This window comes from Sphingopyxis sp. (assembly GCF_016463645.1).
GTDB lineage: Bacteria > Pseudomonadota > Alphaproteobacteria > Sphingomonadales > Sphingomonadaceae > Sphingopyxis.
In genome coordinates, this window is record NZ_JAEMQX010000068.1 from 1 (window position 1) to 20,714 (window position 20,714).

Sequence of the window (20,714 nt, forward strand, 5' to 3'; positions counted from 1 at the left end):
GGCGCGCGCGTGCTCGTCCTCGACCTGCCCGCCAAACTCGCGGCAAGCCCGCACGTCCGCGGCCGCGTCGCCGACCCCGACACGCTCGTCCGCCTCGCCGCGCGCGATCCGCGCGCCGCGGCCGCCGCCTTCGCCGAGCAATTTGTCGCGCTCCCCGACCAGGCGCTCGACTGGCCCGATCTGCTCGCGCGCGACCTGCGCGCCGGCGAGCCGGTCCGGCTCGGCGAATGGGCCGAGCATATCGGCGTGCGCGCCGAAACGCTGAGCCGCGGCTTCCGCGCCGCCTATGGCTGCACGCCCAAAGCCTACCGCGCCGATGCGCGCGCCCGCGCGGCGCTCGCGGCGATCCGCGCGCGCATCGAGGCGCTTTCCGACATCGCGCACCGCCTCCATTTCACCGATCAGGCGCATATGACGCACGCGGTCATGCGCCTCAGCGGCGCGACGCCGGGCGCCTGGCGCCGAGGTCAAATCGATACAAGACTTGGTTGATCCGACCGTGTAGCGTTCGGGCAACACACCTCATCGGAGACCGCCATGCTCGACCGCCGCACCCTTATCGCCACCCTCGCCGCGACGTCGGCGCTCGCTGGCGTCCGCAACCCCGCGGCCGCCCTTGCCGGGGATGCGACGAGCGGCGAAGGTGCGCGGCTGACCGCGATCTACGAACGCCTCTACGACCGGATGGTCGACGAAAGCCCCGAATTCGCGACCGCGCTCGGGCTCGACAAGGACGCCCGCCTGCCGCTCAAGGCCAGGCTCGACAACCGCTCGCCCGCGGGCATCGAACAGAGCCACCAGCTCTACCGCGACGGACTTGCCGAGCTGAAAAAGATCGATGCATCAAAGCTTTCTGGCATGGACCTCGTAAACTATGAGACCTTCCGCGGTCCGTGGGAATATTTCGTCAAAGCCTATGACACGTTCGACTATGGCCTCCACAGCTGGCCCGAACCGCATCCGGTAACCCAGCTCTCGGGCAGTTATCGCTCGATCCCCGATTTCCTGATCAACCAGCATGGCATCGCGAACGCCGCCGATGCCGAAGCCTATCTCGCGCGCTGCGCCGATTTCGCGGTGCAGCTCGACAATGAAACCGGCCGCATCAGGTCCGACCATGCCGCGGGTATCATCCCGCCCGATTTCGTCATCGACCGCACGCTCGGCCAGTTCGAGCGCATCTGGGCGCCGGCTCCCGACGCCAGCGGGCTCACGAAGAATCTCGCCGCGAAAACGAAGGACATCGCCGGCGACTGGGCCGGGCGCTGCGCCGCGATCGTCGAAGGAAAAATCTACCCCGCGATGCGCCGTCAGGCCGAAGAGCTGCGCGCGGTGCGCCCGCGCGCGACGCACGACGCCGGCGTCTGGCGCCTGCCGAAGGGCGACGAATATTACGCCTATGCGCTCCGCTACGCGACGACGACTGGCATGTCGGCCGAGGAGGTGCACAAGCTCGGGCTCGATCGCGTCGCCGATCTGAGCGCGCAGGCCGATGCGATCTTCAAGGCGCAGGGGATGACCAAGGGGACGGTCGCCGAACGCATGCGCGCGCTCGGCAAGGACCCGCGATTCCTCTATCCGAACACCGACGAGGGCAAGGCGAAGCTCATCGCCGAACTCAACGCGCAGATGCAGGCGATCCAGGCGCGCCTTCCCGAAGCCTTCGGCCGCCTGCCCAAGGCGAAGGCCGAGATCCGCCGCGTCCCCGCCGATATCGAGGACGGCGCAACCGGTGGCTATTACCAGATCCCCGCGCTCGACGGCTCGCGCCCCGGCGCCTATTATATCAACCTGCGCGACACCGCCGAAAACCCGTCGTGGACGCTCCCGACGCTCACCTATCACGAGGCGTCGCCCGGCCATCACCACCAGATCGCGCTCGCGCAGGAGGCCGAGGGCATCCCGCGCCTTCGCCGCCTCCCCGCCTATTCGGTCTATACCGAGGGCTGGGGCCTCTATGCCGAGCAGCTCGCCGACGAGATGGGAGTCTATGAAAAGGATCCGTGGGGCCGCCTCGGCTACCTCCAGTCCTATATGTTCCGCGCCGCGCGCCTCGTCGCCGACACCGGGCTCCACCATTATAAATGGACGCGCGAGAAGGCGATCCGATATTATAACGAGACGCTCGGCACCCCCGAACCGTCGAACGTGACCGAGATCGAACGCTACTGCGTGTGGCCGGGTCAGGCGACGAGCTATATGGTCGGCCAGACGCGCTGGGTCGCGATCCGCGAAAAGGCGAAGGCCGCGCTCGGCGACAGGTTCGATATCCGCGGTTTCCACGACACCGCGCTGTCGGCGGGAGCGATGCCGATCTCGGTGCTCGAATCGGTGATCGATCGCTGGGTCGCGGCGCAAAAGACCTGACCCCACGGCAAAGCCCTTCGCCTGCGCGAACAGGGACAACCATATCCTCCGCCCGAACGAGCCCGCGATGGACGTCGTCATCGACCAGATCGCGGGTTTCCCGCTAGTCGGCGACTCCGCGCGGACCGATGCGCCCGTAATCCCCTTCATCGCCCGCCAATATGCGGAGCCGCAGCGCATCCCAGTCGTGAAAGCGCCAGAAACTCGGACTGTCCCGGCCTATGATCCGCGGATGCTCGGCCGACGGCGCGATCACGCGATCGATCGGTTCGATCTCGTTCAGCATCTCGCAGTCGAAAAAGGCGCGGACGACGACGTCCGCATCCGCCTCTCCCGCGCTTCCGACCACGACGCCCAATTCGCCCGTCGTCAGGCGCACCAGCGTACCCGCCGCATAGATGCCGAGGCTGTCGGCGAAACGGTCGAGCAGCGCCGGGTCGAAATGCCCCTTCCACTTCTTCATCTCGGCCAGTGCCTCGCACGGCGTCCAGGCCCGCTTGTACGGCCGGTTCGACGTCACCGCGTCATAGACGTCGCAGATCGCGCCCATGCGCGCCGCGAGCGACAGCTCCTCGCCCCTCAGCCCTCCGGGATAGCCGGTCCCGTCGATCTTTTCATGGTGTCGCAGACAAAGCTCGAGCGCCAGCGCCGGCGTTCCCGGCGAGCTTTCGAGCAGACGGTGGCCCGCGACCGGATGCGAGCGAACCATGTGCATCTCGCCCTTCGACAGCGCGCCGGGCTTGTTCAATATCGCGTCCGACACGGCGACCTTGCCGACATCGTGCAGCAGCCCCGCGACGCCCATATCCTCGATCTCCTGCGGATCGAGCTCCAGATGGCGTGCGAAATTGATCATCAGCGCGCAAACCGCGACCGAATGAAGATAGGTATATTCGTCCTTTTCCTTCAGGCGCACGAGGTTGATCAGCGCCCTGGCGTCGCGCTCGATCGACGCGCCGATCGCGCTCGCCAGCTTGACCATGCGCTTCACCTCGACGGCCCGGCCCAGCCGCGCGGCGCCGAACATGTCGACGACGGCGTCGCGGGTGCGCCCGATCACACGCTGCGCGCGGCGGCATTCGCCGGCATAGCCGGCGCGGCGGCGCGGGGCTGCACGGTCTTCGGGCGCCGACGGCGCAAAGGCCCGAGCCGGACGGACCGTCACGGCATCGCGCCGCAGCCGACCGGGCGCCGACAACCGCTCTTGTCGCGGCTTGCCTTCGACAGGGGCCGTTTCGCCGGTTTCGGTTGGCCCGACGCCGCGCTCGTCGTCGATGACAATCCCGTCGATACCCGAATTCCGGATACGTTCGAGCTGTTCCGGCGTCTCCACCCGAAAATAGCGGCGCCAGAACGGATGATCGAACCACGACCCTTCAAAGGCGTGGATGAACATGCCGATCTCGACGTTCTGAGGTTCAATTCGTACAAGCATTTCGGGTCCCGTTGCGGCCGCCTGACAGGCACGCACCCTTCCCAATACGACACGGCATCTGTCGGTTTAAGGGACCCGGTAACCGCCCGTTAACCTCAGTCCCCCGCGAAATCGAACGCGCTCACCCCGCGCTCGCCCTCGCGGAACCGCAAGGGCCGGCCCAGCGGTGGCATCGATCGCTGGACGCAGCCCGTGCGCGTGCAGCGACGACAGCCGAGGCCGATCGGCGTCGCCGGACTGCGCATCAGGTCGAGCCCGCGCGCGGCGACCAGCGGCGCCGCAACCTTGGCGTCGACTCCGACGCAGACGGCGAAGCGCGCGGGCGTACCGCTGCCGGTTGCGCCGGGTGCGGCGACCGAGCGCGACTGGGTGAACCAGCGCGACCCGTCCTCCAGCTCGACCAGATCGGCGATCACTTCCCCCGGGCGGGCAAAGGCCTCGTGTACGCCCCACAGCGGACAGCGCGCGTCGCCGCCCGTCAGCGGCGACTGGCTCGCGCCGGCGTAGCGTTTGCTTCCCTGCCCCGCGCGGTCGATTCGCAGCATGAAAAAGGGCAGACCGCGCGCACCGACGCGCTGAAGCGTCGTCAGCCGGTGCGCGACCTGCTCATAGCCCGCGCCGAACCGGCGCTGGAGCAGCAACATGTCGTACCCCGTCGCGTCGCAGGCGCGCAGGAAACGGCTGTACGGCATCATCAGCGCGGCCGCGAAATAATGGACCAGATGCCGCTCGAACAGGCGCGCCGCCGCGGACTCGGCAAACTCGGCCCCGGCGACGAGCGCGTCGATCTCGCCCTTCGCCTCGACCTGCGCCAGTGTCGCCGCCGCCTGAAAGGTGCGCGAGGCGGGGCGCAACAGCTCGTTCAGCATCAGTTGCCGCGCGTGCCAGTCGAGCCAGCGCAGCCGGTCGGGCATCACGTCCAACGGCAGGATACGGATGCCGAGCTGGTGCCGCGTGCGCAAACGCTCGGAAATCGTCCCGTAAAGATCGCCCCCCGCGAGCCGCAGCTCGTCCGTCAGTTCCTCGGCGCGCGCGTCGAGGTCGGGGAAATGATTGCGCCATTTCTCGATCGCGCGGCGCACGGCGGCAACTTCGGGCGCATCGCCTTCACCTTCCGCGCGTCCTTCGGGCGCCGCATCGAACAACCTTGCAAAGGCGGCGGCGGTCGCCGGCGCGGTCTGCAGCCACTCCTCGACCTCCTGCGCCCCGATTCCCAGATCGGCAAAGCGCGGATCGGCGAGCCGCCGCCGTAGCCCCGCAAGTCCCCCCGGCAACTCTTCGGCACCCAGCTTCGCCGCGTCGAACCCGAAGCGTTCGGCCAGCCTGACGATCACCGTGGCGCTGAGCGGCCGCTGCCCATGCTCGATCAGATTGAGGTAGCTCGGCGAAATGGCAAGCGCCTCGGCCATCGCCGCCTGCGTCATCCCCGCCTCGCGCCGCACCTTGCGCACCGCCGGCCCCGCAAACACCCGTCGCTCCGCCATCATTTGTAACTTTCTTTACTAATTTACACCCATATTTACACCGATCAGCCATATTTCACAAATATTATTGACAAAGCTTTTCACTTTCGGCGCGCGGCGCGTCAGTTTGAACCCATCACCTCTCCACGCCCTTCCGGGGCAGAGCCAAGGATCAAGACGATGGGCTATCAGGAAGACATGGCGCAGGCTGGCCGCCTCATCCGCGACTATGACGGCACATGGGACGGCATCAGCGGCGAAAGCATCGCCCGCATGCGCGCCCAGAACAAGTTCCGCACCGGCCTCGACGTCGCCCGCTACACCGCGCGCATCATGCGCGCCGACATGGCCGCCTATGACGCCGACCCCGCGAACTACACCCAGTCCCTGGGCTGCTGGCACGGCTTCATCGCGCAGCAGAAGATGATCTCGGTCAAGAAGCATTTCGGCACCGTGAAGGGCCGCTACATCTATCTCTCGGGCTGGATGATCGCCGCGCTGCGCAGCGAATTCGGTCCGCTGCCCGACCAGTCGATGCACGAAAAGACGAGCGTTCCGGCGCTGATCGAGGAAATCTACACCTTCCTGCGCCAGGCCGACGCGCGTGAACTCGGCATGCTGTTCCGCGACCTCGACGCCGCGCGCGCCGAGGGTGACGAGCTCAAGGCCAAGCAGGTGCAGGCCGCGATCGACAATCATGAAACGCACGTCGTGCCGATTATCGCCGACATCGACGCGGGCTTCGGCAACGCCGAGGCGACCTATCTGCTCGCCAGGAAGATGATCGAGGCTGGCGCCTGCGCGCTCCAGATCGAAAATCAGGTCTCGGACGAAAAGCAGTGCGGCCATCAGGACGGCAAGGTCACCGTGCCGCACGAGGATTTCATCGCGAAGATCCGCGCCTGCCGCTACGCCTTCATGGAACTCGGCGTCGAGGACGGCATCATCGTGACGCGCACCGACAGCCTCGGCGCGGGCCTCACCAAGCAGATCGCCTTCTCGAAGGAACCCGGCGACCTTGGCGACCAGTATAACAGCTATCTCGATTGCGAAGAGGTCGAAGGCGCGGGCAACCCCGGCGACGTCCTGATCAACCGCGACGGCAAGCTGATGCGCCCGAAGCGCCTGCCCTCGAATCTCTATCAGTTCCGCCCCGGAACCGGCGAGGATCGCTGCGTCATGGACTGCATCGCCAGCCTTCAGAACGGCGCCGACCTGCTCTGGATCGAGACCGAAAAGCCGCACATCGAACAGATCGCCGGCATGGTCGACCGCATCCGCGAAGTCGTCCCCAACGCGAAGCTCGCGTATAACAATTCGCCGAGCTTCAACTGGACGCTGAACTTCCGCCAGCAGGTTTTCGATGCGTGGAGCGCCGAAGGCAAGGACGTCAGCGCCTATGATCGCGCCAAGCTGATGAGCGCCGATTACGACGCGACGCCGCTGGGCGAAGAGGCCGACAACCGCATCCGCACCTTCCAGCGCGACGCCGCGAAGCGGGCGGGCATCTTCCACCACCTGATCACGCTGCCGACCTATCACACCGCCGCGCTGTCGACCGACAATCTGGCGAAGGAATATTTCGGCGACGAAGCGATGCTCGGCTACGTCAAGGGCGTCCAGCGCGCCGAAATCCGCCAGGGCATCGCCTGCGTGAAGCACCAGAACATGTCGGGCAGCGACATCGGCGACGATCACAAGGAATATTTCGCCGGCGAAGCGGCGCTCAAGGCCGCGGGCAAGGACAATACGATGAACCAGTTCGCCGCTTGAACGAGTTAGACGCGGGGGCCCGTTGCAACCCCCGCGTCGCCCATCTTGGTGCGGGGGCCAGCGACCCGACCCCCGTGCCTCCCGAGCTTTCCTGGGGAGGAAAGCCTGTCCGTCGGAAGCCCTTGCGCTTCCGGCGGACATTTTTATCGCGGCAGCGTCGCTTCTTCCCCGCGCGTCCTGACCAGCGACCAGATCACACCGCCCGCGATCAGCGCGACGGTCACACCCAGACTGACCAGCGGCGGGAATTTCGCGCCGTCCAGCACGAAATCGGCGACGAAGATCTTCGAGCCGATGAAGACGAGCACCAGCGCCAGCGCATATTTGAGGTAATGAAAGCGGTGCACCATGGCCGAGAGCGCGAAATAGAGCGCGCGCAGGCCGAGGATCGCCATGATGTTCGACGTATAGACGATGAACGTATCGGTGGTGATCGCAAAGATCGCCGGCACGCTGTCCACAGCGAACACAAGATCGGCGAGGTTGATCACCACGAGCGCGAGGAACAGCGGCGTTGCCGCGAGCGCGACCTTGCCCGTCTTCGTATCGGGCGCGCGCACGAAGAATTTCTCGCCGTGCAGCTCGTTCGTGATCGGGATGTGGCGCGACAGCCATTTGACGACCGGGTTGCCCTTCACGTCCATCGGCGTATCGCTCGCGAAGAGCATCTTCACGCCGGTGAACACGAGGAACGCCGCGAAGATATAGAGCACCCAGCCATATTCGGTGACCAGCGCCGCGCCGCCCGCGATCATGATACCGCGCAGCACGATCACCGCGACGATGCCCCAGAGGAGCGCGCGATACTGGTAGCGCGGCGGGATCGCGAAGGTCGCGAATATCAGCGAGATCACGAAGATATTGTCGATCGACAGCGCCTTCTCGATAAAGAAACCGGTGTAATATTGCAGCCCCGCCTCGCCGCCCTTCGCGGCCCAGACCCACGCGCCGAAGGCCATCGCGATGCCGATGTAGAGCGCCGAGAGCTTCAAACTCTCGCCGATCCCCATCTCCTTGTTTTCCTTGTTCAGGATGCCGAGGTCGAAGGCGGTGAGCGCGATCACGAGCGCGAGAAACGAAAGCCAGAACCAGGCCGGGGTACCCAGCCAGTCGGCGAACAGAAATTCCATGGTCTTTTCCCTGGATATGCCGGGGACGCCGCCTTTCGGCAGCGCCCTCGATTATCGAATTATGGGGAATTAGCGCGCGAGCGCCGGACGCATTGCCGGCCGCCGCGAGGGGCGGAGTGTCAGCGCCGCGAGCCGCTCCTTGACCGCGAGCTTCAGCGTCTTCAGCCGCAGCAGGCGGAACGGGTCGGCGCCCTTCCGTCGCACTTCGCGCCGCTCGGCATCGTCGAGCTGGCGGTGGAGCAGGGTCAGGCGATAGAAATTGGGATTGAACGTCATCGAAAAGGGCCTCCTGATTGAAAAATCAAGCAGGTGACGCCGATGCCGGGACCCCGGGAAACAGGGGGGAGATAGGGCCAGAGCATCGGTGTCACCCGATGCGGTCCGACATCACGTGGCGGGAAATTTCCCGCCGACGCCAGAGGGGCCCGGCCCGCATTTCCTTTATTTAGGGTGCCGCGACGCCGCTTGCAAGTCCCCCGACCTCCCGGCACGCTGCGATGGCGAAAGAGGAGGGTTTTTATGAGCGTGCTTGTCGAAAGCGATGGCCCCGTCACGATCGTCACCATCGACCGTCCGGCGCGCCGCAACGCTGTCGATCCCGAAACCGCTGTTGCTTTGCGGAGCGCCTTTACAGCCTTTGCCGCCGACGAGAGCGCACGGGTCGCGATCCTGACCGGCAGCGAAGGGCATTTCTGCGCCGGCTTCGACCTCAATGCCGTCGGCTCGTCACGCTACGACCCCGACGGCCCCGGACCGATGGGACCGACGCGGATGCTGCTCGAAAAGCCTGTGATCGCCGCGGTCGAGGGGCATGCCGTAGCAGGCGGGCTCGAACTCGCGCTCTGGTGCGACCTGCGCGTCGCCGCGGCGAGCGCGGTATTCGGCGTCTATTGCCGTCGCTGGGGCGTGCCGTTGATCGACGGCGGCACCGTGCGCCTGCCGCGCATCGTCGGCCAAGGCCGCGCGCTCGACATGATACTTACCGGCCGCCCGGTGGCCGCTGACGAAGCGCAGCGTATCGGTCTTGCCGACCGTATCGTTCCCGATGGTGAAGCACTTGGCGCCGCCATCGGGCTTGCAAAGCAAATCGCCGCCTTCCCGCAAATCTGCATGAACAGCGACCGGCTCAGCGCCTATCGCCAGTGGGACTTCGACATCGAAGGCGCGCTCGCGCATGAAGCGCACGCCGGGCTCGCACCGCTCCGCGAAGGCGCCGCGGCGGGAGCCAGACGCTTTACCCAAGGCGCCGGACGCGGCGGCAGCTTTATGGATGGGGGAGAATGAAATGAGGATATGGATTGCCGCTGCGGCACTGGTCGCCCTGCCCTTGCCCGCATCCGCGGCAAGCCCGACCGATATCCCCGCCGCCATCTATACCGACCCGCCCGCCGACAAGGCGCATCCTGCGGCTATGGAGGTCGTCCATATCCCCAGCGGAGGCGTCGCGATCAACGGCGTCGTCTATATCGCCGCGGGCGCCGGACCGCACCCGACTGTCGTCCTGTGTCATGGCCTTCCCGGCAATGAAAAGAGCCTCGACCTTGCGCAGGCGATGCGCCGCGCGGGCTGGACCGTGATCACCTTCAACTATCGCGGCTCATGGGGCAGCCCGGGCGACTATCGCTTTTCGCAAAATCTGGAGGATGCGGACGCGGTGCTCGCCTTCGCGCGCGATCCCGCCAATGCGGCGAAGCTGCGGATCGATCCGAAACGTCTCGTCATCATGGGCCACAGCATGGGCGGCTGGGTCACCGCGCTGACCGCCGCGCACGACAAGGCCTTGCTCGGCGCCGCGATGGTCTCGGCGGGCAATATGGGCTGGCTCGGCAAACTGCCGCGCGATCAGGCGGTGAAGGCGCTGCGCAGCAATGGCATGGAGGCGCTCGCCGGGACGACGCCCGAAATCATGGCCGACGAAATCATCGCCAACACCGACCGCTTCGACTTCGTGAAGGCCGCGCCGCAGCTCACCGGAACCAACCTGTTCGTCCTGACGTCGGACGACGGGCTGGCACCGATGAGCAACGCCCTGGCGGCCGCGATCGGCAAAGCCGGCGGCGGCGAAAAGCTCAAGGCGCTGCACGTTGCGACAGACCACAGCTGGTCCGACGCCCGCGTGCGGTTGCAGGCCGAGGTTCTGGGGTGGCTCGAAACCCTCGAAGCCAGGAAATGATCCACCCCACGCACCGCCATCACGACGCAGGCAAGGTCGCGATCAACCGACTCGATCGAAACGCGTCGTTTCCAGCTTTTGACGACTGTCGGCGGACCAGACGATCGTTTCGGTCATCGATTTCTGATCCTTCGCGACCGTATAGACTCGCGTCGACACCCGGCTGCCGGCCTTCCCCAATGTCATGACCAACGTGTCCGGCGCCGGCTGGCGCAGGGCAACGCTGTCGATGAAATCCATATTGCCGGCAATCGGGACGGCGACGCCATCGAGCGCGGCGGTCGATTCCGAATGCTTGATGGAGCCGTCGGGCGCGACGATTTCGACACGCGTCGTCCATTTGCCCTCCGGCGAGGGCTGGAACGTTATCGTCACCCGTTGAGGGCGTTCGTTTTCGGGCATCTCCGATGCGTCCAGCGACCAGCTTCCGACCAGCGGCATCTGCTGGGACGCCGTGTAAACGGCGCCCGGTGCTCCGGCCTGATCGGCGGAAGGAGCGGTTGCGACCATCAATCCGACGGCGGCCATGGGTATTGCGATAAGCATGACGATCATTCCTTTCGAACCGCGAACCCCGATGGTCGCGGTGTGCGCCAAATCCTTCACGGAGGAGCGCTGTCCCGAAAGATCGATATTTTCGTCACAAGTTTTTTGGAGATCCAGAAGGCGCGCCAATTCGCGACTGCTGCCGACGCCCGTCTTGCGGCGGGCGGAACGCAAACGTTCGTTGATCGAGGTTTCCGAACGGCCCAGACGCGCTGCGATGGTCTTTACGGTATGCCCGGCGACCAACAGGCGCAGAATTTCCATTTCCCGGTCGGTGAGGCATGTGGACAAGCCGGGAGCAGGTTCGTTGGACGACATGTCCTTTGCTCACCACAGCCGCACGAACAGGTCCATCCCAATTTATTTGGAAAGCGGCAGCACGACAAGACAAGACGGCGGGGTCGGCTGCCCCGGGTTCCGCGTCTCCGGCTACTTCTTCGCCATCAGCTTCATCGTCATCGCGGTCAGCGCCTCGGTCGCGGTCGAGATCACCGCCGGTGCATCGGGCGCCCAGAAGGGCGAATGGAGGCTGGGCAGCGTGCGCCCTTCCTTCTTCGCCGCGTCATATTCGGCCTGCGGCACGCCGCCGACCCAGACGATCAGGCTCTTCACATCCTTGTTTTCGTCTCGCGAAAAGCGGCTGAAATCCTCGCCGCCCATCACCGGCGGCATCTTGACGACGCGCTCGCTGCCGAAACTGGTCGTCAGGAACGCCGCCATCTCCTCGGTGAAATCGACCGTATTGAAGGTCGCGGGCGTATATTCGTCCTTTTGCACCGTCACCACGGGCATGCGGTCCGCGGGAATGTCCGCGGCGATCGCCTCACCCTTCGCGATGCGCGCGATGCCGTCCAGCAGATGCTCGCGTACCTCGTCGGTGTAGCTGCGCACGGTCAGTTGCAGCCGCGCCTCGTCCGAGATGATATTATGCTTGGCACCCGCGTGGAAGCTGCCGACCGTCACCACCGCGCTGTCGAGCGGGCTGATCTCGCGCGACACGAGCGTCTGGAGCGCGCCGACGATACGGCTCGCGAGCACGATCGGATCCTTGGTCGTCTGCGGATAGGCGCCGTGCCCGCCGACGCCCTTCACCAGCACATCGACGCTGTCGACATTGGCGAGCGCATAGCCCGGCGTATAGCCGATCTTGCCCGCGGGAAACTGGGCCGCATCGTGGAAGGCGAGTGCGTATTGCGGCTTGGGAAAGCGCGAATAGAGTCCGTCGGCGAGCATCATGCGCGCGCCCGCGCCACGCTCCTCGGCGGGCTGGCCGATCATCACCAGCGTGCCCGACCACTTCGACTTGTTCGCCGCCATCAGCCGCGCGACGCCGATCCACGCGGTCATATGCGTGTCGTGGCCGCACGCATGCATCACGCCCGTTTCGACGCCTTCCTTCGTGGTCACGCGTATCTTCGACGCGCCGGGCAGGCCCGTCTGCTCGGTCACCGGCAACCCGTCCATGTCGGCGCGCACCATCACGACAGGCCCCGGACCATTCTCCATCACCGCGACGACGCCGGTGCCGCCGACCTTTTCGGTGACCCTGAAGCCCAGCTTGCGCGCCTCGGCGGCGAGGATGCCCGCCGAGCGGACCTCCATGAAGCTGAGTTCGGGGTTGGCGTGCAGATCCTTGTAGATCGCCATGAGCGACGGCATCTGCCTTTCGACATCGCCGCGAAGCGTCTGCGCCGAAGCCGGCACGGCGAGAGCCAGCGCCGCAGCGCCCGTCCACAATATCCGCATGTTATTCCCCTGTTTTTCCTGTCAGCCCGCCGGGACCAGTTCGATCACGTCGAGCAGCGATTCATAGGCCGGCGCGGGCAGCACGAGCCGCCAGCGATTGTCGCCGATCCGCTCGACCAGTCCCGCCATGTCGCGCATCCGGTCGTTGCCGTAACTGACCGCCATCTTCTCGTCGCCGAGTTCAAGCGTGCCGAGGAAGATCTGGCGCTTCAGATTGTCGGGAAAGATGAGGCCGACCGGGCGCTGCGACCCCGAAACCTTGGTCAGGCTCGACAATCCCTGCTCGGGCGCGACGCGGCAGCGGAACCAGCCATAGGCGACATAGGACAGGCTGCCCCGCCCCTGCGTGCCGAGCTTGATCGTGCGGCAGCGATAGTCGCCCGCGGGCAAATGCGGGTTGGGCAGCGCCGCCATCGGCTGAAGCAGGACGCCTTCGCGGTCGATGTCGGCGCCAAAGCCCTTCGCGCGCGCATCGGCCAGCGCCGCCTGCCAGCTGCTGTACCAGCCGCGGATCCTTTCCTTGTCGGCGTCGGTCGCCGTCGCGCGCCACGTGCCCGTCGTATCGGCCGGCGCGTCCGCCGACGACGGCGGCACCGGCGGCACCACCGACCGGCACGCGCCAAGGGTGACGCCCAGCGCCACCGCCAAAACCCAAATGGTGCGACCCATGATTCTCCGTTTCTCCCCGCCCCTTGATGGTTAATCTTAGGAGGCGAAAGGAGATTGCTCAAGGGCGGAGCGGGTCAGGCCGCGGTCCAGCCGCCATCGACGCTGAGGTTCGCGCCGGTGATGTTCGCCGCCTCGTCGCGCGTCAGGAACGACGCGACCGCAGCGACCTGCTCGACGGTGACGAACTGCTTCGTCGGCTGCCCCGCGAGCAGCACGTCGTTGATCACCTGCTCGCGCGTCATGCCGCGCGCCTTCATCGTGTCGGGAATCTGGTTCTCGACCAGCGGCGTCCAGACGTAACCCGGGCTGATGCAGTTCACCGTGATCCCGGCGTCGGCGACTTCGAGCGCGACGGTCTTGGTGAGGCCGGCGAGCCCGTGCTTCGCGGTGACATAGGCCGATTTGAACGGCGAGGCGACGAGCGAGTGCGCCGACGCGGTCGCGATGATGCGCCCCCACTTCTTCCTGCGCATCACCGGCACCGCATGGCGGATCGTGTGGAACGCCGCGGTCAGGTTGAGCGCGATGATCATGTCCCATTTCTCGACCGGGAAATCCTCGACCGGCGAGACGAACTGCATGCCCGCGTTGTTGACGAGAATGTCGACCCCGCCGAAATCGGTTTCAGCGCGCTTGAACATCTCTTCGATCTGTTCGGGCCTGGTCAGGTCGGCGCCGTCATAGGCCGCCTTGCCGCCGCTGATCGCTTCCAGCCCCTTGCGCTCGGCCTCGATCGCGTCGGCGTCGCCGAAGCCATTGATGATGATGTCGGCGCCGTCGGCCGCGAAGGCCTTCGCGATGCCGAGCCCGATGCCGGAGGTCGATCCGGTGACGAGGGCGGTCTTTCCCTTGAGGCGCATATTCCAATCCTTTCAGTGGGGGAGATTTTCAGCCGATACCCTGGCCCGATTTCGGTTTCAGTCCGTCGGACTGCACCGCAAAACTGTCCGACCGCCCTTCGGCGATGCTGTCGGCGAGCAGATGGCCGTCCTTCATCGCGGCCTCGACCGCGTCGCGGCCGAGCGCCCAGTTGACCTCCATCGTCGAGCGCGAAAATTCGAAATCGCGCGCGCCCGTCTGCCACGCGGGGGGTTCGTGGATCAGCTGGACGACGTTGAGCGCCTTGCAGTCGACCATTTTGCGCACCGCCTTCACCTCGGGCAGGTCGGCGAACTCGTCGGGCAGTTTCCGCAGCATCCGGTCGATCAGCCGGTGCTCCTTGCGCCGCCGCACCAGCCCGTCGGAAATGCGCCGCGTGCGGCTCGAATAGCGGATATCCTTCTCGCGCGACCAGGCTTCCTCGAGGTCGTGCGGCCGCACCCCCCGCGCGGGAAAGAGGTCGACCTGGAACACGAGCATATCCTCGTTCGCCGCGGCGACGACATGTTCGAGCGGGGTGTTCGAGACGAGGCCGCCGTCCCAATACCATGTCCCGTCGATCTCGACCGGTGGCAGGCCCGGCGGCAATGCCCCCGATGCCAATATGTGGCGCGCGTCGATCGTGTCGCATGTCGTATCGAAATAGCGGAAGTTGCCCGTCTCGACCGCCACCGCGCCGACCGACAGCCGCACCTTGCCCCGGTTCACCCGGTCCCAGTCGACGAGCCGGTCGAGCGTCGCGACGAGCGGGCTGGTGTCGTAGAAGCTCACCGCCTCGGGAGTCTGCCGTTCGGCGAAGGCCGGCGGCGGAAAGCGCGGGATGAAAAAGCCGGGGACGCCGAACGCCATCACCTGACCCGCCGCCGCCATGTGCGACCATTCGCGCGCCCAGTCGTTATCGACCGTCGGCAGCGAAGGGAGCGCCGATGACACGCCCTCCCAGAACTCGCGCATCCTGCCGACCGCCTGATCGCGCTCATTCCCCGCTATGATCGCGGCGTTGACCGCGCCGATCGATATGCCTGCGACCCAGTCGAGTTCGATCCCGAGGTCGATCAGCGCCTCGTACACCCCCGCCTGAAACGCCCCCAGCGCGCCGCCGCCTTGCAGGACGAGCACGACGAGGTCGGGGAGCGGCAGGGCGGCACGGGCGGCGCGGCGGGGCATGAGACTCGCGATCCTTCGTTGCGGACGCGCGATTTGTGCACCGCAGCACGCACCATTGCAATGGCTTGCCGGCTGCGAAGCCCCTTCCAATTGCCCGGCGCTGCTGTAACACTCGGCGGGACAGGACCCTTTGCCGGTGGAGAAGCCCGATGCGCCTCGACGATTATGATCCCGGAGACGATATTCGCGATCTGGGCCGCGGCGGCGGTGGTGGCTTTGGCGGTGGCGGGGGCGGCGGTCTCGGCGGTCTGCTGATCGGCTTCCTGCCGATGCTGCTTGGCCGCAAGATGGGCTGCGGGACGATCCTGTTGCTCGGCGCGGTCGCCTTCTTCGTTCTCGGCCCCGGCGCCAACATGCTGAGCACGGGCGGCGGGTCGAGCGATCCGATGGCCGACAGCCGCACCGGCCCGAACGTCGCTTGCGATACGGAGGGCGAGCGCTTCGCCTGCAACGTCTTCGGTTCGACGCATCAGGTGTGGGGCAGCCTGATCAACGGCTATCGAAAGCCGACGCTCTATTTCTATTCCAACCGCGTCGACCGGACGGGCTGCGGCGCTGCAAGCTCCGCCATGGGCCCCTTCTATTGCCCCGGCGATCAGGGCGTCTATCTCGACACCGACTTCTTCCGCGAACTCGACAGCAAGTTCGGCGCCGCCGGCGACGCGGCGCAGGCCTATGTCGTCGCGCACGAGGTCGGCCATCATATCCAGACGATCAGCGGCATTTCGGATCAGGTCCGCCGCGCGCAGGGTCGCGCCTCGCAGGCCGAGGGCAATGCGCTGCAGGTCCGCATGGAGTTGCAGGCCGACTGTTATGCCGGCGTATGGGCATCGCGCGCGCGCAACAGCGCGGGCCAGCCGGTGATGGAAGCCGGCGATATGGAGGAAGCGATGCGCGCCGCCAACGCAATCGGCGACGACACGCTGATGCGCTCGGCGGGCCAGCGCCCCGTCCCCGAAAGCTTCACCCACGGAACGAGCGAGCAACGCATGACCTGGCTCCGCCGCGGCCTGCAAACGGGGGATCCGCGCCAGTGCGACGCGTTCGACACGGCCATCTGATCGCCGCCCTCTCTGCGGCACTCGCCGCCACGCCGGCTTCGGCCGCTCCGCTCCATATCGAGGCCGGGCGGCTGATCGACGGCGTGACGAACGAGGTTCGCACGGGCCAGTGCATCACGGTGGAAGCCGAACGCATCACGGCGGTCGCCCCTTGCGGAAACACGCCCGATGGCGCCACGGTCATCGACTGGTCGGCCTTCACCGTTCTCCCCGGCCTCATCGACCTCCACACCCACCTCGCCGACCTCGGCCAGAGCGCCGACCTCGCCGCACCGATGAAGGCCTCGCCCGCCGAAACCGCGCTCGTCGGCGCACGCAATGCGCGCGTCACGCTCGAAGCGGGCTTCACCAGCGTGCGCGACGTCGGCACCTATCGCGGCCTCACCGATGTAACGCTGCGCAACGCGATCGACCGCGGCGACGTGCCGGGACCGCGCATGTGGGTCGCGGGCGCCTATCTCACCATTCCGAGAGGGGGCGGCGAACTCAACGGCGTCGTTCCGAACGACCAATTGCCGCCCGACATGCGCCTCGGCGTCGCCGCGACGCCCGAGGAAGCGGCGGCAAAGACGACATATCTGCTCGATCACGGCGCCGATTTCATCAAGACGATCGCGACCGGCGCGGTGCTCGCGATCGGCACCGAACCCGGCGCGCCCGAGCTGACACCCGAACAGCTCCGCACGATCGTGAAGGTCGCGCATGCGCGCGGCAAGAGGGTCACCGCGCACGCACACGGTGCGGAGGGGATCAAGAATGCGATCCACGCCGGCGTCGACAGCATCGAACACGCCAGCCTCGCCGACGAGGAGGCGCTGCAACTCGCGAAAAAACACGGCACCTGGCTCGCGATGGATATCTACAACGGCACCTGGATCGACGAGGTCGGCACGAAGGAGGGCTGGCCCGAGGAATATCTGCGCAAGAACCGGGAGACGACCGACGCCCAGCGCGCCGCCTTCCGGCGTGCGGTCGAACTCGGCGTCAACATCGGCTATGCAACCGACGCCGGCGTCTATCCCCACGGGCTCAACGCGCGCCAGTTCCGCAATATGGTCAGATACGGGATGACGCCGATGCAGGCGATCCAGTCGGCGACAGGCCGCGCTGCGGAAGAAATGGGCCGCGGCGACGTCGGCGCGATCCTTCCCGGCCGCTATGCCGATTTCGTCGCGGTGAAAGCCGATCCGCTCGCCGACATCACCGCCCTCGAAAAGATCGACCATGTGATGAAGGGCGGCGTGCTCGTTCGCTGACGACCGGTTTCGTCCGATTGCGGACGAAACAGCGATCGTGCAAATGTCGTGAGGCAGTACTAGAGTTTGGATTGTGGGTGTGGATATCCGAAAAATAGTAAGGAAGTGGGCGGAAAGGGAGGAAACATTCCTTCGGTACCAATTTCACGGAAAGACGATGAGGGATCGCTTTCGTGGCTTACGCCGTTCGGAACGCAACGAAGCTAAATTGCTTGTTTTGGCGGCGATTCCAGCAGTCCTGATTGGTCCATTCATCGGTAAGTGGTCCGACGCGTCGATCGTCGGAAAAGCGATATTGGCTGCAACCGCGCTTTGGATGCTCAGCATTGTACTTGTAGGCGGTTATTTCCTGTTTCGAGCTATCGTGCGAGCTTCACGAAAACCAATTGATTGAGGTTCGACGTCCGCTCTCCACCCCAAACAGACATCACAGATGCAGCCTCGCGACGTAACGGCTTGAACACCTACGCCGCACGGCTAAACCGCTTTCATGCGTAACATGCTCCTCACCAGCGCGATCGCGCTCACCGCCGCCCTTTCCGCCCCCGCCATGGCTCGCCCGATGACCGAGGTCGACCTTGCGACGCTGAAGCGCGTCGCCGCGCCCACGGCATCGCCCGACGGCCGCTGGGTCGTCTTTCAGATGACCGAGACCGAAACGGGAACCTACAAGCGCTCGACCGGCCTCTGGCTCGTCGACCGCAATGCCAAAAATGCGAAACCGGCTCCGATCGCCGACGCGGCGGGCAAGAACGAAACCTCGCCCGCGTTCGACAAGGATGGTTTCCTCTATTTCCTCTCGAACGCGTCGGGCAAGGATCAGGTCTGGCGCATCGACCCGAAGGCGGGCGGCGCCGCGACGCAGGTGACCGACACGCAGGCCGACGTCGCGGGGTTCAAAATCTCGCCCGACGCGACGAAACTGCTCGCATGGGGCGACATCGCGAAGGAATGCACCGACTTCGGTTGCGACGCGAAGGACAAGGGCGCACTCCCCGGCCCCGGCAGCGGCCGCCTCTACAAGGACGGCGCGGGCTTCGTCCGCCACTGGGACCAGTGGGAAACGCCCGGGACCTATAGCCGCCCCTTCATCTTCAATCTTGCGGATGGCAAGGCGACCGCCGCACGCCCGGCCGACGCCGGGCTGACCGGTGACACCCCGTCGAAACCCTTCGGCGGCGGCGAGGAACTCGCGTGGGGCGCCGACAGCCGCACCGTGTTTTTCACTTTGCGCAAGGCCGACCGGGGCGAGCCGATGTCGACCAACCTCGATATCTACAGCTGGCTCGTCGACAGCCGGATGATGCCGGTCAATCTGACGCAGGACAATCAGGCGACCGACACGCTCCCCACCCCCTCGCCCGACGGCAAATCGCTCGCCTATGCCGCGATGGCCCGCCCCGGCTATGAAGCCGACCGGCAGGTGCTGATGCTGCGCAATCTCGAAAGCGGCGAGACGAGGAAGCTCACCGACGCGTGGGATCGTTCGGTCGGCTCGATCGCCTGGGCTCCCGACGGCAAGTCGCTCTATGTCACCGCGCAGGACACGCTCGAACATCCGGTGTTCCGCGTCGATGCGGCGACGGGCAAGATCGAGAAATTGAAGGCGACGACCGAAGCCTTCGAGGGCAATATCGGCGACGTCACGCCGCTCCCCGGCGGCGCCCTCCTCTATTCGCGCAACTCGGCGCTCCTGCCGACCGACCTGTTCGTTCGCGATGCGAAGGGCAAGGTCGGCCAGCTCACCGATGTCAACGCGGCGGCGATCGCCGAATTCGACCCGGTGAAACTCGAAAAGATCCAGTTCGCCGGCGCGAACGGCGACAAGGTGTGGGGCATGATCCTGAAGCCCGCGAACAGCACCGCGAAGCTGCCGGTCGCCTTCATCGTCCATGGCGGGCCGCAGGGCAGCTTCGGCAACAGCTGGTCGACGCGGTGGAATCCGCGTGTCTTCGCGCAGCAGGGCTATGGCGTCGTCACCGTCGATTTCCACGGTTCGACGGGATACGGGCAGGCTTTCACAGACAGCATCAACAAGGATTGGGGCGGGAAGCCGCTCGAGGATCTGAAACTCGGCCTCGCCGCGGCGGGCAGGCAGGATGCGCAGCTCGATCTCGCCAATGCCTGCGCGCTCGGCGCCTCCTACGGCGGCTATATGATGAACTGGATCGCGGGCCAGTGGACCGACGGCTTCAAATGCCTCGTCCAGCATGACGGCGTCTTCGACCTTCGCGCCATGGCGTTCGAGACCGAGGAGCTCTGGTTCGACGAATGGGACCATGGCGGCCCATGGTGGGAACGCACCGACCCCGAAAAATGGAACCCGGTCAATCATGTGACCAAGTGGAAGACCCCGATGCTGGTGATCACCAGCGAAAAGGATTTCCGTATCCCCTACAGCCAGGGCCTCGCCGCGTTCACCGCGCTCCAGCGCCGCAATATCCCGTCGGAACTGCTCGTCTTCCCCGACGAGAATCACTGGGTACTGAAGGGCGCGAACAGCGTCCAGTGGCACCAGACGGTGTTCGGCTGGCTGGGCAGCCACCTCAAAAAATAACGAAGACGGGGGGCGTGGGTAACCGCGCCCCCTTGCCGCCTCGCCCCCCGGCTGGCAAAGGCGCCCGGCTATGCCGATGGAAAAAACCTTCGATCCCGCCGCTATCGAGGCGAAATGGGCCCATGAATGGGAAAGCCGCGGGCTGTTTCGCCCTGCGCGTCCCGATGCGACACCGTTCACGATCGTCAATCCGCCGCCGAACGTCACCGGCGCGCTGCACATCGGCCATGCGCTCGACAACACGCTGCAGGACGTGCTCGTCCGTTACGAACGCCTGCGCGGCAAGGATGCGCTGTGGGTCGTCGGCATGGACCATGCCGGCATCGCGACGCAGATGGTCGTCGAACGCCAAATGGAAGAGCGGCAGGACAAGCGCACCAACTACACGCGCGAGGAATTCGTCGACAAGGTCTGGCAGTGGAAGGCGGAGAGCGGCGGCCAGATCACCGGCCAGCTCCGCCGCCTCGGCTGCTCGATGGACTGGTCGCGCGA

At 65.9% G+C, this 20,714-nt stretch carries 19 protein-coding genes; 10 read left to right on the forward strand and 9 right to left on the reverse strand.

Features of this window, described 5'->3' with window-relative positions; genetic code table 11:
* On the forward strand, positions 1-492 hold a 492-nt coding region (locus tag JHC57_RS14130; RefSeq protein ID WP_294030729.1), incomplete at its 5' end, for a helix-turn-helix domain-containing protein.
* 45 nt (positions 493-537) lie between these two features.
* A complete protein-coding gene (locus JHC57_RS14135) occupies positions 538-2,367 on the forward strand; it encodes a DUF885 family protein (protein ID WP_294030731.1) in 1,830 nt (609 codons plus the stop codon).
* Between the two features lie 103 nt (positions 2,368-2,470).
* Here JHC57_RS14135 and JHC57_RS14140 read toward each other — a convergent pair whose 3' ends face one another.
* Positions 2,471-3,802, reverse strand: a complete 1,332-nt coding sequence (locus tag JHC57_RS14140; protein WP_294030733.1) for an HD-GYP domain-containing protein — start codon at positions 3,800-3,802, stop codon at positions 2,471-2,473.
* 95 nt (positions 3,803-3,897) lie between these two features.
* Positions 3,898-5,286, reverse strand: a complete 1,389-nt coding sequence (locus tag JHC57_RS14145; RefSeq protein ID WP_294030752.1) for a short-chain fatty acyl-CoA regulator family protein — start codon at positions 5,284-5,286, stop codon at positions 3,898-3,900.
* Between the two features lie 159 nt (positions 5,287-5,445).
* Between JHC57_RS14145 and JHC57_RS14150 the strand changes: the two genes are divergently transcribed.
* Complete coding sequence (locus JHC57_RS14150; protein ID WP_294030735.1) at positions 5,446-7,038, forward strand: isocitrate lyase; 1,593 nt, start codon at positions 5,446-5,448, stop codon at positions 7,036-7,038.
* Between the two features lie 143 nt (positions 7,039-7,181).
* Here JHC57_RS14150 and JHC57_RS14155 read toward each other — a convergent pair whose 3' ends face one another.
* Both JHC57_RS14155 and JHC57_RS14160 read right to left on the reverse strand, forming a co-directional pair.
* Positions 7,182-8,168 carry a TerC family protein gene (locus JHC57_RS14155; protein WP_294030736.1) on the reverse strand — a complete coding sequence of 329 codons (987 nt, stop codon included), beginning with the start codon at positions 8,166-8,168 and terminating at the stop codon, positions 7,182-7,184.
* 69 nt (positions 8,169-8,237) lie between these two features.
* Positions 8,238-8,444: a DUF465 domain-containing protein gene (locus JHC57_RS14160; protein WP_294030737.1), complete on the reverse strand. Its 207-nt coding sequence runs from the start codon at positions 8,442-8,444 to the stop codon at positions 8,238-8,240.
* 243 nt (positions 8,445-8,687) lie between these two features.
* Between JHC57_RS14160 and JHC57_RS14165 the strand changes: the two genes are divergently transcribed.
* A complete protein-coding gene (locus JHC57_RS14165) occupies positions 8,688-9,452 on the forward strand; it encodes a crotonase/enoyl-CoA hydratase family protein (protein WP_294030738.1) in 765 nt (254 codons plus the stop codon).
* A 1-nt stretch (position 9,453) separates the two neighbouring features.
* Positions 9,454-10,341 (forward strand): alpha/beta fold hydrolase, encoded by an 888-nt coding sequence (locus tag JHC57_RS14170; protein ID WP_294030739.1) that lies wholly within the window; start codon positions 9,454-9,456, stop codon positions 10,339-10,341.
* A gap of 42 nt (positions 10,342-10,383) precedes the next feature.
* On the opposite strand, the gene JHC57_RS14175 is transcribed toward JHC57_RS14170, so the two are convergent.
* The 5 genes from JHC57_RS14175 to JHC57_RS14195 all read right to left on the reverse strand — a co-directional run bounded on the left by JHC57_RS14175 (position 10,384) and on the right by JHC57_RS14195 (position 15,348).
* Positions 10,384-11,205 carry a helix-turn-helix transcriptional regulator gene (locus JHC57_RS14175; RefSeq protein WP_294030740.1) on the reverse strand — a complete coding sequence of 274 codons (822 nt, stop codon included), beginning with the start codon at positions 11,203-11,205 and terminating at the stop codon, positions 10,384-10,386.
* A gap of 111 nt (positions 11,206-11,316) precedes the next feature.
* Positions 11,317-12,633, reverse strand: coding sequence for an amidohydrolase (locus JHC57_RS14180; RefSeq protein WP_294030741.1), 1,317 nt, complete (start codon positions 12,631-12,633; stop codon positions 11,317-11,319).
* Between the two features lie 21 nt (positions 12,634-12,654).
* On the reverse strand, positions 12,655-13,302 hold the full coding sequence (locus JHC57_RS14185) for a DUF4893 domain-containing protein (RefSeq protein ID WP_294030742.1): 648 nt from the start codon (positions 13,300-13,302) through the stop codon (positions 12,655-12,657).
* Positions 13,303-13,376: 74 nt separating this feature from the next.
* Positions 13,377-14,162: a 3-hydroxybutyrate dehydrogenase gene (locus JHC57_RS14190; RefSeq protein ID WP_294030743.1), complete on the reverse strand. Its 786-nt coding sequence runs from the start codon at positions 14,160-14,162 to the stop codon at positions 13,377-13,379.
* Positions 14,163-14,190: 28 nt separating this feature from the next.
* A complete protein-coding gene (locus JHC57_RS14195) occupies positions 14,191-15,348 on the reverse strand; it encodes a patatin-like phospholipase family protein (protein WP_294030745.1) in 1,158 nt (385 codons plus the stop codon).
* Between the two features lie 149 nt (positions 15,349-15,497).
* Between JHC57_RS14195 and JHC57_RS14200 the strand changes: the two genes are divergently transcribed.
* The 5 genes from JHC57_RS14200 to JHC57_RS14220 all read left to right on the forward strand — a co-directional run.
* On the forward strand, positions 15,498-16,409 hold the full coding sequence (locus tag JHC57_RS14200) for a neutral zinc metallopeptidase (protein WP_294030747.1): 912 nt from the start codon (positions 15,498-15,500) through the stop codon (positions 16,407-16,409).
* A complete protein-coding gene (locus tag JHC57_RS14205) occupies positions 16,382-17,665 on the forward strand; it encodes an amidohydrolase family protein (protein ID WP_294030748.1) in 1,284 nt (427 codons plus the stop codon). Before JHC57_RS14200 ends, JHC57_RS14205 begins: the two co-directional genes overlap by 28 nt.
* A 157-nt stretch (positions 17,666-17,822) precedes the next feature.
* The gene (locus JHC57_RS14210) at positions 17,823-18,059 is read left to right on the forward strand and encodes a hypothetical protein (RefSeq protein WP_294030749.1); all 237 of its coding nucleotides are present in this window, start codon (positions 17,823-17,825) and stop codon (positions 18,057-18,059) included.
* A gap of 96 nt (positions 18,060-18,155) precedes the next feature.
* Positions 18,156-20,222 carry a S9 family peptidase gene (locus JHC57_RS14215; protein WP_294030750.1) on the forward strand — a complete coding sequence of 689 codons (2,067 nt, stop codon included), beginning with the start codon at positions 18,156-18,158 and terminating at the stop codon, positions 20,220-20,222.
* Positions 20,223-20,292: 70 nt separating this feature from the next.
* Positions 20,293-20,714: class I tRNA ligase family protein (locus JHC57_RS14220; RefSeq protein WP_294030751.1), on the forward strand; the 422-nt coding region annotated here is incomplete at its 3' end.